Raw genomic sequence first — 13,768 nt, forward strand, 5'->3', positions numbered from 1 at the left:
AATGTTAAGTTCTAGTCAATCGATCACTCTTGGATCATTGCTTTCACCGTGGATAGCCACATCTGATTGGCAAGAAAAGTGGCGTGAACACAGTGTGGCGAATATGACGATTGATAGTCGTCAAATTGAAGCCGATGACTTATTCGTTGCTGTTAATGGTCATGCCGTTGATGGTCGTGGCTTTATTCCGGCGGCAATTCACGCTGGGGCAACCGCTGTTCTCGCTGAAGCCGACAATATCGCTAAGCATGGTGATATTGTTGAGCAAGACGGTATCGTGATTATTTATTTTCAGCAATTGAATCAGTACCTTTCAGCAATTGCCAACCGCTTTTATGCCCAACCCGATACACGTCTTAAATTATTGGCTGTGACAGGTACGAATGGGAAAACCACTATTAGTCAACTGTTAGCACAATGGGCAAACCTCATTGGTTATAACGCAGGAGTTATGGGAACGACAGGTAATGGTTTGTTAAATAGCCTTATACCTGCGGTTAACACTACGGGTAATGCGATTGAAATCCCTCATGTATTACATGATCTTGTCGATCAAGGTGCTGATTTTGCCGCTATGGAAATTTCATCACACGGGTTAGTACAAGGACGCGTTAAAGCTTTGCAGTTTGTTGCCAGTATCTTTACCAATTTAAGTCGCGATCATCTTGATTATCATGGTGATATGGCAAATTACGCGGATGCAAAAAAATGTTTGTTTACCGAGCATCAAGCTGGCATCCCTATCATTAATGCCGATGATGTTATTGGATTATCTTGGTTAGCCGACTTACCTAATGCGGTTGCAGTCGTAACGGATAAAGCTCGTTTAGGCGAAGATTATCAGGGACAAGCCTTATGGTTAACGGATGTCGCGTACAGCACTCAAGGCGTTAATATAAGCTTTGATTCTAGCTGGGGGGCTGGTCAGTTTACAGCACCGCTTGTTGGCTCATTTAATGTGTCGAATCTATTGCTGGCATTAGCGACGTTATTAGCCTTAGGGCACTCTATTGATAAGTTGATTGCGGCAGCACCACGCTTGACTGCAGTGATTGGTCGAATGGAAGTTTTTCAACGTTCTGACAAACCGATGGTTGTAGTTGATTATGCTCATACGCCAGATGCTTTAGAAAAAGCACTGCAAGCGTTACGCGTGCATTGTCAGGGTAAATTGTGGTGTATCTTTGGCTGCGGTGGCGACCGAGATACTGGTAAGCGTCCTATGATGGCTGAAATATCAGAGCGCTTAGCAGATCAGATTATTATTACGGATGACAATCCGCGCACAGAAGCGCCAGCCGCTATCGTCAGTGATATGTTGCAAGGGTTAGTATTGCCACAGCAAGCACAAGTGATCCACGATCGTAAGTTAGCGTGCACTTATGCAATAGAACACGCACAAGCGAATGATATTATTTTATTAGCTGGAAAAGGTCATGAGGATTACCAAGTTCTCGCAGATCGAACCATTCATTATTCTGACCGTGAAACGGTACAAGCTTTATTTGGGGAAACAGCATGATAGAGGTTCAGTTAGCGCAATTGGCTGATGTCTTAGGTGCAGAGTTAATCGGCAACGATATCACTATTGCCAATGTTTCGACAGATACGCGAACTGTCTCTGCTCATACCTTGTTTATTGCATTAAAAGGTGAGCGTTTCGATGCCCATGACTTTTGCCAAAATGCAATGGATAACGGCGCTGCAGCATTATTGGTGAGTCGTCACTTACCTGTTGAACTGCCCCAGTTAGTCGTTAAAGACACTCATCAAGCGCTTGGGTTATTAGGTGCTTGGTTAAAGCAGACCATGGAGAAAAATCATGGTCTGAAGACGATAGCACTAACAGGTAGTTGTGGTAAAACGACAGTTAAAGAGATGGCGGCTGAAATTTTAAGCCAAAAAGGTAATGTGTTAGCCACGGCGGGCAACTTCAACAATGATATCGGTGTACCACTGACATTATTACGTTTAACCCCAGAGCATGAATTTGCCGTTATCGAATTGGGTGCTAACCACCAAAAAGAAATTGCCTACACCACCAATTTAGTTAAGCCTCAAGTCGCCTTGATCAATAACCTTGCTGCTGCGCACCTTGAAGGGTTTGGCTCGCTCGCTGGCGTTGCAAAAGCGAAAGGTGAAATCTTTGAAGGGTTAACCGCCCCCTTAAATGATTCAGGTTTAAGTACTGCCATTATTAATTTAGACTCCAATGATGTCGCGATGTGGCAGTCACTTTTGGCTCAGCACACTGTAAAAACCTTCTCTTTAACGGATATTGATGCAGATTTCTCTGCAACTGATATTTTTATTAACTCTGAAGGGCTAGCTTGTTTTACAATGTGTACCCCTGAAGGCTCGACTGATATTACATTAACGTTAGCGGGTACTCACAATGTGTCCAATGCGCTTGCTGCAGCTGCGTTAGCAATGGCGGTTGGAGCAACGTTAGAGCAGGTTAAAGCGGGTCTTGAGAAAGTAGCTAACGTAAAAGGTCGAGTAGATGTGAGCCACCCTCGAGAAGGTTTGCGTTTAATCGATGATACCTATAATGCGAGTGTTGCTTCGGTTAAAGCTGCGATTGATCTATTAGCTTCTTTTACTGGTCAACGTTGGTTTGTACTCGGTGATATGGCTGAGCTGGGTGAAGACAGTGCAAGCTTACACCGTGAAGTGGCAGAGTATGCCATGACGAAAGGCTTAGATAAGGTATTCACATTCGGTTGTGCAAGTGCAGTGGTTAGTGACTTAAATCAAGGGCAGCACTTTGCAGATAAATCAATATTAATTGAACAATTACAAGCGCAACTTCATCCGCTTAATATTAATCAACAACATTACCAAGAGGTAACAGTGTTAGCAAAAGGTGCACGTAGTTCTCGAATGGAACACGTGATTGCAGCGCTGCAGGAAGATACACAATGATTTATTGGTTAGCCGATTTACTAGAACCATCATATCCATTTTTCAGATTGTTTGAATACCTGACTTTCCGCGCCATTATGAGCGTATTGACAGCATTGATACTCTCGCTATGGATGGGGCCACGCCTTATTGCGCGTTTGCAAATGCTGCAAATTGGTCAGATTGTCCGTAATGATGGACCAGAATCTCATTTCAGCAAGCGTGGTACGCCAACGATGGGCGGCATCATGATTCTGGCTGCGATTACGATAACAACGTTATTGTGGACTGATTTATCAAACCCTTACATTTGGGCTGTGCTTGCCGTAATGCTCGGTTATGGCGCTGTCGGGTTTGTTGATGATTACCGTAAAGTGGTGCACAAGAACTCTGATGGCCTTATTGCCCGTTGGAAATACTTCTGGCAATCCGTTATTGCACTGGTTGTTGCTTTTGCCTTGTATATGCATGGTAAAGATACCGCAGCCACTCAATTGGTTGTGCCTTTCTTTAAAGACGTCATGCCACAACTCGGCTTGCTTTATATCGTATTAACCTACTTTGTTATTGTTGGCACCAGTAATGCCGTCAACTTGACTGATGGCCTAGATGGTTTAGCTATTATGCCTACAGTGATGGTTGCTGGTGGTATGGCATTTATTGCTTGGGCGACAGGTAACGTTAATTTTGCAGAATACCTACACATTCCTTATCTCAAAGATGCCAGTGAGCTGGTGGTCTTATGTACCGCAATTGTGGGTGCTGGTTTAGGGTTCTTGTGGTTTAACACTTATCCTGCACAAGTGTTTATGGGCGATGTAGGTTCATTAGCATTAGGCGGTGCATTGGGGACTATTGCGGTATTAGTGCGTCAAGAGTTGCTATTAGTGATCATGGGCGGTGTGTTTGTAATGGAAACCGTTTCTGTCATTTTACAGGTGGGTTCTTACAAACTTCGTGGACAGCGTATTTTCCGCATGGCACCGATCCACCATCATTACGAGCTAAAAGGTTGGCCTGAACCACGTGTTATTGTGCGCTTTTGGATCATTACGTTAATGCTAGTATTGATTGCTTTGGCAACATTGAAGGTTCGATAAATGAATGGCTTAGGCGGTGTAACAAAGGTTGTTGTCATTGGTTTAGGGATGACAGGCCTGTCGGTTGTTAATTTCTGGCTACGTCAAACTGGCGATCGTGATATCAAAGTGATTGATACCCGCGCAACACCGCCTGGGCAAGATAAACTTCCTTCTAGCGTTGAGCTATGTGCAGGGCAATGGAATATGAATTGGCTGTTAGAGGCTGATTTGATTGTTGCGAGTCCAGGCATTGCGCTGGCAACGCCTGAGCTAGTTGCTGCTAAAGCCGCAGGTATTGAAATCGTCGGTGATATTGAGCTATTTGCCCGTGCTGTGACAAAGCCTGTTGTGGCTATCACAGGGTCTAATGGCAAGAGTACGGTGACAAGCCTGATTGGTGAAATGGCAAAAGAAGCCAGTATCAATGTGGGGGTCGGTGGCAACATCGGCTTTGCTGCGTTAGATATGCTAGCGAACGAGCATGACTTGTATGTGCTTGAGCTATCTAGTTTCCAACTTGAAACAACCTCATCGTTAGAGTTAAAAGCTGCTGTATACCTTAATCTTTCTGAAGATCATATGGATCGCTATGACGGGCTAGAAGATTATAGCTTGGCAAAAATGCGAATTTTTGAACATGCAGCATTAGCGGTATACAACCGCGATGATCTGGCTACTTTACCTACTAGCTTCCGCCATCAGATCACCAGCTTTGGCTTTGATAATCAAGATTATGGCTTGGTAACGTTAGACGGTGAAGAGTTTTTAGCCGTAGACGAACAACCGATCATGAAGACAAGTGATATTGCGTTGGTTGGTCGACACAATATAGCGAATAGTTTGGCTGCATTAGCCTTGGCTGATGCAGTTAACATCGATCGTCAAGCGGCATGCCGAGCTTTGCAGCGTTATAACGGTTTAGCACATCGCTGTCAGTTAGTCGTAAATCAACATGATGTTAAATGGGTGAATGACTCAAAAGCAACGAATTTAGCCAGTACGTTAGCCGCGCTTAAAGGATTAAACTTACCGGGCAAGTTGCATTTGCTGATAGGTGGTGATGGGAAAGGGGCTGATTTTTCGGAACTAAAGCCTGTTTTAGCTGACTTAAATGTACAACTTTACTGTTTTGGCCGTGATGGTAATCAGTTTATGCCGTTGGTTGATGCACCTATTTGTATTGAGACAATGGCTCAAGCAATGGCAATAGCTGCAGATACCGCGCAAAAAGGCGACATGATCTTATTGTCACCGGCGTGTGCTAGCTTTGATCAATTCCCCAATTTTATGGCACGAGGTGATGCCTTTGTTGAACAAGCCAAAGCCTTACAACACCGTGTTGCAGGAGCAAAGGCATGTTAAGCCAAGCTAAACATGGCGCTTCAACCGTCGGTGAGTGGTTAACGAAACCCCCAGCACCGTGTTTGTATGATCGCCAATTAGTTTGGATTGCGTTATCTCTAATGATCACGGGCCTTGTGATCGTGACATCGGCTTCAGTACCTGTTGCTACACGTTTAACGGGCATCCCTTTTTATTTTGCACTGCGACATGCCTTCTTTCTTGTTTGTTCTTTAGTGCTCATGTCTGTGGTTGTGCAGGTTCCACTATCACGTTGGAAGCAATTCAGCGTGCCAATGTTATTTCTGTCGATTGTATTGCTTATTATCGTTCTACTTATCGGGCGATCAGTGAATGGTGCAGCCCGCTGGATCCCGTTAGGAATTTTTAATCTTCAACCTGCTGAAGTTGCTAAGCTCTCACTATTTATTTTTTTGGCGGGCTATTTAGTCCGCCAATATAGTCAGGTTCGTGCTAGTTTTATTGGCTTTATAAAGCCCCTTGCCGTGCTGGGTATCCTCGCTTTTTTATTGTTAATGCAGCCTGATTTAGGCTCATTTGTTGTAATGTTCGTTACCACTGTGGGTATGTTGTTTATTGCAGGGGCAAAGCTTTGGCAATTTTTAGTGATGATTTCTGGTGCCCTATTAGGCATTGGCCTTTTGATTGTTTTCGAACCTTATCGATTACGTCGAGTGACGTCTTTTCTTGACCCATGGGAAGATCCCTTTGGTAGTGGATATCAACTTACCCAGTCATTAATGGCGTTTGGACGTGGCGAACTGATGGGGCAAGGGCTAGGTAACTCCATTCAAAAATTAGAATATTTACCGGAAGCGCACACGGATTTTGTGTTTGCTGTATTGGGTGAAGAATTAGGTCTGATTGGCGTTACAGTTGTATTGCTATTAATTTTTTCCTTGGTATTTAAAGCGCTATTTATTGGGCGCAAGTGTTTGCAGTCTGGGCAGTTATTTGGTGGCTTCTTAGCATGTGGGTTTAGCTTTTGGTTCGCCTTCCAAACGCTGGTGAATGTTGGTGCTGCGATAGGCATGGTACCAACCAAAGGATTAACCTTACCCTTGATCAGTTACGGTGGTTCGAGCTTATTTATAATGGCTACCGCGGTGGGTATTTTACTCCGTATTGATCACGAACAGAGGCTGTTTGCCAAGTATGGTCCAGCAGAATCTGAAGAATTGGATGACAGTGGTTTAAATGACAGTAACGATGAACAAGAATAAACGCTTACTCGTGATGGCTGGTGGTACTGGTGGTCATGTTTTCCCTGGTCTTGCGGTGGCAAAAAAATTGCAACAAGAAGGTTGGGAGATCCGCTGGTTAGGAACCGCTGATCGTATGGAAGCTGATTTAGTGCCTAAACATGGCATCGAAATTGATTTCATTAAAGTAAAAGGGCTGCGTGGGCAAGGAATCACTCGTTTGCTTGCGGCACCATTCAAGATTGTAGGTGCTATTTTACAAGCTCGGAAATACATAAAAGCTTGGCAACCTGATGTGGTATTAGGCATGGGAGGCTATGTAAGCGGTCCCGGTGGTGTCGCTGCTTGGTTATCTGGTGTTCCTGTTGTTTTACATGAGCAGAATGCAGTTGCTGGATTAACCAATCAATGGCTATCACGTATTGCAGCGAAAGTATTACAAGCTTTTCCGGGGGCTTTTGCTAATAAAGACGTTGTTGGTAACCCTGTCCGTCAAGATGTGACGGCACTAGCAAGCCCTCAAGAACGATTTGCAGAGCGACAAGGTCCTGTGCGAATTTTGGTTATGGGGGGAAGCCAAGGGGCGCGAATTCTTAACCAAACGTTACCTGAAGTCGCAGCTTTGCTCGGTGATAAAGTGACGATTTGGCATCAAGCAGGAAAAGGTAGCCAGCAAGTTACAGAGCAGGCTTATGCAAAGAGTACCAATGTGCCGCATAAAGTGACTGAATTTATCGATGATGTTGCTGCTGCGTATGCATGGGCTGACGTCGTTGTTTGCCGCTCGGGCGCATTAACCGTGTCAGAGTTATCGGCTGCCGGTGTTGGCGCTATTTTTGTACCGTTTATGCACAAAGATCGCCAGCAAGCACTGAATGCAGACCATTTAGTGCAGTGTGGTGCAGCAAAAATGATAGAACAAATGGATTTAACAGCTGCAGGGCTAGCTGAAGAATTGAACCAATTAGATCGTGAAGTATTAAAGCAAATGGCTGTTGCTGCACGAGAAGCCGCGATTGTTGATGCAGATGTACGCGTCGCAGATGTCATTAAATCGTTGGCACGATAATTAAGAAGAGAACAGAGTGATGAGTAAACTGGACAACCAGCAATTAGCAAAAATTAGAACAATGGTACCAGAGATGCGTCGTGTAGAGCGTATTCACTTTGTTGGAATTGGTGGTGCAGGCATGAGCGGCATTGCTGAAGTTTTACTGAATGAAGGCTATCGCATTAGTGGTTCTGATCTTGCGCCGAATGCGGTAACAGAGAGTTTAACCCGAAAAGGCGCTGAAATATTTTTTGGGCATGCCGCTGAAAATGTGAATGGTGCGAGTGTTGTTGTCGTATCAACCGCTATTGCTCAAGATAACCCAGAGCTTGTTGCTGCTCGTGAACTTCGCATTCCCGTGGTTCGCCGTGCTGAGATGCTTGCTGAATTAATGCGCTACCGTCATGGTATTGCGATTGCGGGAACACACGGTAAAACGACAACCACGGCATTAATGACTCAAATCTATTTTGAAGCAGGCTTAGATCCAACGTTTGTTAACGGTGGCTTAGTGAAAAGTGCTGGTACGAATGCGCGCTTAGGTTGTAGTCGTTATCTGATTGCTGAAGCCGATGAAAGTGATGCATCTTTCTTGCACCTTCAACCTATGGTTAGCGTTGTTACTAACATTGAAGCTGATCATATGGATACGTATGGCGGCGATTTTGAAGTCTTAAAACAAACCTTTATCGACTTTCTACATAATTTACCGTTCTACGGTTTGGCCGTTATGTGTGTCGATGATCCTGTGGTACGAGAGTTATTACCTCGGATTGGACGTCAGATTATAACTTATGGTTTCTCTGATGATGCCGATGTGCGTATAGTTGAATATAAGCAATATGCTCATCAAGGGCACTTCACCATTTTACGTGCAGGAAAGCCTGACTTAAATGTGAAGTTAAATATTCCAGGTAAGCATAATGCACTGAATGCTACCGCTGCGGTTGCTGTTGCTACCGAAGAAGGCGTTGATGATGATGCCATCATTCGTGCACTGTTGGAATTTGAAGGCACAGGGCGTCGATTCGATCATCTTGGTGAGTTTGAAACGGGTAACGGCAGTGTGATGCTGGTTGATGATTATGGTCATCACCCAAGTGAAGTTGATGTTACGATTCAAGCTGCTCGTGCGGGCTGGGAAAAGAAACGTCTGGTCATGATTTTTCAACCTCATCGATATAGCCGTACTCGCGATCTTTATGAAGATTTTGCGCATGTACTGGAGCAGGTTGACGTTTTGTTGATGCTAGATGTTTATTCTGCAGGAGAAGTAGCAATTCCTGGTGCCGATGGACGATCTTTGTGTAGAACTATTCGTGGTCGTGGCAAGATTGACCCTATTTTTGTGCCAACGCATGAAGATTTGCCATCAGTATTAGCTAATATTCTTCAGAATGATGATCTACTTCTGACACAAGGTGCTGGTGATGTTGGCAAAATAGCCCGTCAATTGGCAGACTTGCAGTTAGATATCGCAGCAATGCGAGCAGAATAGTCGTCTGGCCTATTCGTGATGGTAATTTTCAGAACTTTTTTGTGATAATTGGCATTATTTTGTTTATTCTGCCAAAAATAGTAAGATAGTTATTATCATCATAATGGAATTGATTTCACTTGTTGTGGCTAAAAGTAGTAACAACAGTTGGAGAGCAACGAGTTGGTCGGTATAATCGTCCAACTTTGCTTGTTAGGGCTAAAAAGCATTATGCTCAAGCTTTGGAGGGATACTCTCCTTTGCGATAGGTAAAGCGAATTAAAAAATGACTGAAGCAGTCGTAAAAAGAATAAATTTCCTTTCACCTTCAGTTGTAATGAAACGTTGGGGGGGATTGGCGTTTTTTCTTTTTGTCATTGGTTTCACTGTGTGGTTGATTAGTGCCACGATGAACTGGATGACAGATGCAAACCGTTTACCCTTGTCACAACTGGTTATTCAGGGTGATTTGGATTATTTGACGACTGACGATGTACGCCAGGCGATATGGCATCTTGATCATCTAAGCAGTTTCATGACACAAGATGTCGATGATATTCAAGCTGCACTTGAGGCATTACCTTGGGTAGCACAAGCCTCTGTACGAAAGCAGTGGCCAGATACATTAAAAGTATACCTTGTTGAGCACCAACCAATTGCTGTGTGGAATAGTAAGTATTTGGTGAATCAACAGGGAAGTGTATTTAAAGCAGATTCGAAACAAGTTACTGATTTACAACTGGTTCATTTGGCAGGTCCAGAAGGCAGTAGTAAAGAAGAGCTTGGAGTGTTGCGTGAAATGCAACCCAGATTACAACGTGCGGGATTTGAAATTGATACTCTTGCACTTAATGAACGTCGAGCTTGGCGTATTTGGTTAACAAATGGCATTCGACTAGAACTTGGTCGAGAAGCTCGAATCGAACGACTTGAACGTTTTATATGGCTTTACCCTGAATTAGAAAAACAAGGCAAAGAAATAGATTACGTAGATTTGCGCTATGATATTGGCGCAGCTGTGGGTTGGAAAATTGTTCCTGAACAATAATAAGAGCGTGCGCTAATGACGAAGGCGGCAGATAAAAAACTCATAGTTGGTCTTGATATCGGTACCTCCAAAGTATGTGCTTTGGTAGGGGAAGTGCTTCCAGATGGCAATGTGAACGTTATCGGTGTGGGTAGTAGCCCGTCACGGGGAATGGATAAGGGTGGAGTCAATGATCTTGAATCTGTCGTAAAATCTGTTCAACGCGCGGTGGATCAAGCCGAATTAATGGCAGATTGTCAGATATCTTCCGTATACTTGTCGTTATCAGGTAAGCATATTAGTTGCCAAACAGAAAAAGGCATGGTGCCTATTTCTGATAAAGAGGTAACTCAGGATGACGTTGATAATGTCATTCATACGGCGAAATCAGTAAAAATTAGCGATGAACACCGAACTTTACATGTAATTCCTCAGGAATTTGCTATTGATTATCAAGAGGGAATTAAAAACCCAGTTGGTTTATCAGGAGTTCGAATGGAAGCCAGTGTTCATTTGATCACTTGTCACAATGACATGGCGCGTAATATCGTTAAAGCGGTAGAGCGTTGTGGGCTAAAAGTGGATCACTTAATTTTCTCTGGCCTTGCGGCAAGCCATGCTGTGCTAACCCCGGATGAGCGTGAACTCGGCGTTTGTGTTGTGGATATTGGCGGCGGCACAATGGATTTAGCTGTGTGGTCTGGTGGGGCATTACGTCACGCAGAAGTGATTCCATATGCAGGCAATGTTGTTACTAGTGATATTGCTTATGCGTTTGGTACTCCTCTGGGCGATGCTGAAGAAATTAAAGTGAAATACGGTTGTGCGTTAAGTGAGTTGGTGAGTAAAGATGCAAAAGTCGATGTTCCCAGTGTGGGCGGTCGACCATCACGTAGCTTACAAAGCCAAACCTTAGCGGAAGTGATAGAGCCTCGGTACAGTGAGTTATTAGGGTTGGTTAATCAGAAGCTCATAGATATACAAGATCAAATGCGAGATGCGGGTGTTAAACATCATTTGGCGGCAGGCATCGTCCTTACGGGCGGCGCTTCACAGATGGAAGGTTTGATTGAATGTGCTGAACGGGTTTTCCGTAATCAAGTACGTATAGGTAAACCTTTAGAGCTCAATGGATTAACTGACTATGTTCAGGCTCCGCATTTTGCAACGGCAGTAGGATTACTGCATTACGGAAAGGACAGTCAGGCATTTGATGACAGTGATATAGAACCAAAACGTTCAGTTTCGGGATTATTTGCTAGAATTAGTGGCTGGTTTAAAAAAGAATTTTAACCCTGATGCGAACAGGATGAACGGAGAGAACACATGTTTGAACCGATGATGGAAATGTCTGATGACGCTGTTATTAAGGTCATTGGCGTTGGCGGCGGCGGCGGTAATGCTGTCGATCACATGGTACGTGAATCGATTGAAGGCGTTCAGTTCATCAGTGTTAATACTGATGCGCAGGCACTTCGTAAAACCAGTGTAAGCACTGTTATTCAGATTGGTGGTGATATCACTAAAGGTCTGGGTGCGGGTGCAAACCCACAAGTGGGCCGAGATTCGGCACTGGAAGATCGCGATGCGATCAAGGCAGAACTTGAAGGTTCTGACATGATCTTTATCGCGGCAGGCATGGGCGGGGGCACTGGAACTGGTGCTGCACCAATCATTGCTGAAATAGCAAAAGAGCTGGGTATTCTTACTGTAGCGGTGGTAACCAAACCATTTAGCTTTGAAGGTAAGAAGCGAATGGCTTTTGCTGAACAAGGTATCGAAGAGCTGTCTAAGCATGTTGATTCTTTAATCACGATTCCGAATGAAAAGCTGCTTAAAGTACTTGGTCGTGGCATTACGTTATTGGATGCATTTGCTAAGGCGAATGATGTTCTTAAAAATGCCGTTCAGGGTATTGCAGAGCTAATAACCCGTCCTGGTATGATCAACGTCGATTTCGCCGATGTTCGTACTGTGATGTCTGAAATGGGTCATGCGATGATGGGCAGTGGCGTTGCTACTGGTGATGATCGTGCTGAAGAAGCCGCTGAAATGGCTATTTCTAGTCCGTTACTTGAAGATATCGATCTAGCTGGTGCTCGTGGTGTGCTTGTTAACATCACTGCTGGTCTAGATATGCGTCTTGACGAATTTGAGACTGTCGGTAATACCGTAAAGGCGTTTGCATCAGATAATGCAACCGTTGTTATCGGTACTTCACTTGACCCAGATATGAGCGACGAGCTACGTGTAACGGTTGTTGCAACGGGTATTGGTAAAGAATCTAAGCCAGATATTACTCTGGTAACAGCTTCTAAGCCAGTACAAGCAACACCAGCCGCGCCAGTATCAGTTGAAGAAACTAAATCTTCATCAATGATGCAGTCGTCAGTGGCAGCAGAAAGTAACGTGCAACAGCCTGCATCAGCAGCGGCTGCACCGAAATCTAAGCCTCAGGCCGATCATGATTATTTGGATATTCCAGCATTTTTGCGTAAGCAAGCTGACTAAGTAACAATAACAAGGTCAGTGATATAGTTATCCATGATTGTCTTATTTTGTAAGCACATGATTGGATAGCTAATCTGTAAATTGTTTGGGAAATGACCAGATCCATGGTATTATTTCTGACCATTTCCTGTTTATAGCAGGATGATGAGTAAATGATTGGCTTGAAAACAGTTGAGATATAAGCAGATGATCAGACAACGTACACTTAAAAGCATAGTGCAAACGACCGGTGTGGGCCTCCACTCTGGGCGTAAAGTGACGCTTATTCTGCGTCCTGCCGCAGCAAATACTGGCGTGATTTATCGCCGTACAGATTTAAATCCACCTGTAGATTTCCCTGCAGATGCGAATTCTGTGCGTGATACCATGTTATGTACTGCCCTCGTTAACGAGGACGGCGTGCGTATCTCAACCGTTGAGCACCTGAATGCCGCATTAGCTGGCATGGGCATTGATAACGTTATTATCGAAGTTGATGCACCTGAAATTCCGATTATGGACGGTAGTGCTAGTCCGTTTATTTATCTGCTGCAATCTGCAGGTATTGATACATTGAATGCGCCTAAGCGTTTTCTACGTATTAAAAAACCTGTACGTATTGAAGATGGTGATAAATGGGCCGAACTCGTTCCATTTAACGGCTTCCGGTTAGATTTTGCTATCGATTTTAATCACCCAGCAATTGATGCCGATCAGCAACGCTTAGTACTCGATTTTTCGAGTCAGTCATTCATTAAAGACATTAGTCGTGCACGAACCTTTGGTTTCATGCGTGATATTGAATACTTACAATCTCAGAACTTAGCTCTGGGTGGTAGTTTCGATAATGCTATCGTATTGGATGACTACCGTATTCTTAATGATGACGGTCTGCGTTTCGATAACGAACTGGTTACGCACAAAGTATTGGATGCCATTGGCGATCTTTACATGTGTGGACACAATATTATTGGTGAAATGCGTGCTTACAAATCAGGCCATGCACTTAACAACCAATTATTGCGTGCAGTGTTAGCTGATCAAGAAGCGTATGAATGGGCCACTTTCCAAGACGAAGAAGTGCCAGTGACATTTGCTCAACCAGGTATGGTGTTAGCGTAATTTTCGCAGCACGATAAGAATTAAAAAAAGCCGAACTCAGTTCGGCTTTTT

The 13,768-nt window shown here is 44.1% G+C and carries 11 protein-coding genes; all 11 read left to right on the forward strand.

Translation table 11 applies throughout. From position 1 onward, the window contains the following. Position 1: 1 nt before the first annotated feature. The 11 genes from murE to lpxC all read left to right on the forward strand — a co-directional run bounded on the left by murE (position 2) and on the right by lpxC (position 13,717). Positions 2–1,522 (forward strand): UDP-N-acetylmuramoyl-L-alanyl-D-glutamate--2,6-diaminopimelate ligase, encoded by a 1,521-nt coding sequence (gene murE, locus C9J12_RS16595; RefSeq protein WP_107243729.1) that lies wholly within the window; start codon positions 2–4, stop codon positions 1,520–1,522. Beyond that, on the forward strand, positions 1,519–2,925 hold the full coding sequence (murF, locus tag C9J12_RS16600) for a UDP-N-acetylmuramoyl-tripeptide--D-alanyl-D-alanine ligase (protein ID WP_107243730.1): 1,407 nt from the start codon (positions 1,519–1,521) through the stop codon (positions 2,923–2,925). Before murE ends, murF begins: the two co-directional genes overlap by 4 nt. Continuing rightward, positions 2,922–4,004 (forward strand): phospho-N-acetylmuramoyl-pentapeptide-transferase, encoded by a 1,083-nt coding sequence (mraY, locus tag C9J12_RS16605; protein WP_107243731.1) that lies wholly within the window; start codon positions 2,922–2,924, stop codon positions 4,002–4,004. Before murF ends, mraY begins: the two co-directional genes overlap by 4 nt. Continuing rightward, positions 4,005–5,348 (forward strand): UDP-N-acetylmuramoyl-L-alanine--D-glutamate ligase, encoded by a 1,344-nt coding sequence (murD, locus tag C9J12_RS16610; RefSeq protein ID WP_107243732.1) that lies wholly within the window; start codon positions 4,005–4,007, stop codon positions 5,346–5,348. Then, positions 5,342–6,571 (forward strand): cell division protein FtsW, encoded by a 1,230-nt coding sequence (gene ftsW, locus C9J12_RS16615; protein ID WP_107243733.1) that lies wholly within the window; start codon positions 5,342–5,344, stop codon positions 6,569–6,571. Before murD ends, ftsW begins: the two co-directional genes overlap by 7 nt. Beyond that, a complete protein-coding gene (murG, locus tag C9J12_RS16620; RefSeq protein ID WP_107243734.1) occupies positions 6,558–7,619 on the forward strand; it encodes an undecaprenyldiphospho-muramoylpentapeptide beta-N-acetylglucosaminyltransferase in 1,062 nt (353 codons plus the stop codon). Before ftsW ends, murG begins: the two co-directional genes overlap by 14 nt. Positions 7,620–7,638: 19 nt before the next feature. Then, positions 7,639–9,099, forward strand: a complete 1,461-nt coding sequence (murC, locus tag C9J12_RS16625) for a UDP-N-acetylmuramate--L-alanine ligase (RefSeq protein ID WP_107243735.1) — start codon at positions 7,639–7,641, stop codon at positions 9,097–9,099. Positions 9,100–9,364: 265 nt separating this feature from the next. Then, positions 9,365–10,126: a cell division protein FtsQ/DivIB gene (locus C9J12_RS16630; protein WP_107243736.1), complete on the forward strand. Its 762-nt coding sequence runs from the start codon at positions 9,365–9,367 to the stop codon at positions 10,124–10,126. A gap of 15 nt (positions 10,127–10,141) precedes the next feature. Continuing rightward, positions 10,142–11,398: a cell division protein FtsA gene (gene ftsA / locus C9J12_RS16635; RefSeq protein WP_011219772.1), complete on the forward strand. Its 1,257-nt coding sequence runs from the start codon at positions 10,142–10,144 to the stop codon at positions 11,396–11,398. A 33-nt stretch (positions 11,399–11,431) separates the two neighbouring features. Then, positions 11,432–12,616, forward strand: a complete 1,185-nt coding sequence (gene ftsZ / locus C9J12_RS16640) for a cell division protein FtsZ (protein WP_107243737.1) — start codon at positions 11,432–11,434, stop codon at positions 12,614–12,616. 186 nt (positions 12,617–12,802) lie between these two features. Continuing rightward, positions 12,803–13,717, forward strand: coding sequence for a UDP-3-O-acyl-N-acetylglucosamine deacetylase (lpxC, locus tag C9J12_RS16645; RefSeq protein ID WP_107243738.1), 915 nt, complete (start codon positions 12,803–12,805; stop codon positions 13,715–13,717). Positions 13,718–13,768 lie beyond the last annotated feature (51 nt).

This window comes from Photobacterium frigidiphilum (assembly GCF_003025615.1).
In the GTDB taxonomy this organism is placed as follows: domain Bacteria; phylum Pseudomonadota; class Gammaproteobacteria; order Enterobacterales; family Vibrionaceae; genus Photobacterium; species Photobacterium frigidiphilum.

Excerpts from the sequence above, each read along its gene's own strand:
- murE (WP_107243729.1), top strand. The coding sequence starts at position 2 with ATGTTAAGTTCTAGTCAATCGATCACTCTTGGATCATTGCTTTCACCG.
- murF (WP_107243730.1), top strand. The coding sequence starts at position 1,519 with ATGATAGAGGTTCAGTTAGCGCAATTGGCTGATGTCTTAGGTGCAGAG.
- mraY (WP_107243731.1), top strand. The coding sequence starts at position 2,922 with ATGATTTATTGGTTAGCCGATTTACTAGAACCATCATATCCATTTTTC.
- murD (WP_107243732.1), top strand. The coding sequence starts at position 4,005 with ATGAATGGCTTAGGCGGTGTAACAAAGGTTGTTGTCATTGGTTTAGGG.
- ftsW (WP_107243733.1), top strand. The coding sequence starts at position 5,342 with ATGTTAAGCCAAGCTAAACATGGCGCTTCAACCGTCGGTGAGTGGTTA.
- murG (WP_107243734.1), top strand. The coding sequence starts at position 6,558 with ATGAACAAGAATAAACGCTTACTCGTGATGGCTGGTGGTACTGGTGGT.
- murC (WP_107243735.1), top strand. The coding sequence starts at position 7,639 with ATGAGTAAACTGGACAACCAGCAATTAGCAAAAATTAGAACAATGGTA.
- C9J12_RS16630 (WP_107243736.1), top strand. The coding sequence starts at position 9,365 with ATGACTGAAGCAGTCGTAAAAAGAATAAATTTCCTTTCACCTTCAGTT.
- ftsA (WP_011219772.1), top strand. The coding sequence starts at position 10,142 with ATGACGAAGGCGGCAGATAAAAAACTCATAGTTGGTCTTGATATCGGT.
- ftsZ (WP_107243737.1), top strand. The coding sequence starts at position 11,432 with ATGTTTGAACCGATGATGGAAATGTCTGATGACGCTGTTATTAAGGTC.
- lpxC (WP_107243738.1), top strand. The coding sequence starts at position 12,803 with ATGATCAGACAACGTACACTTAAAAGCATAGTGCAAACGACCGGTGTG.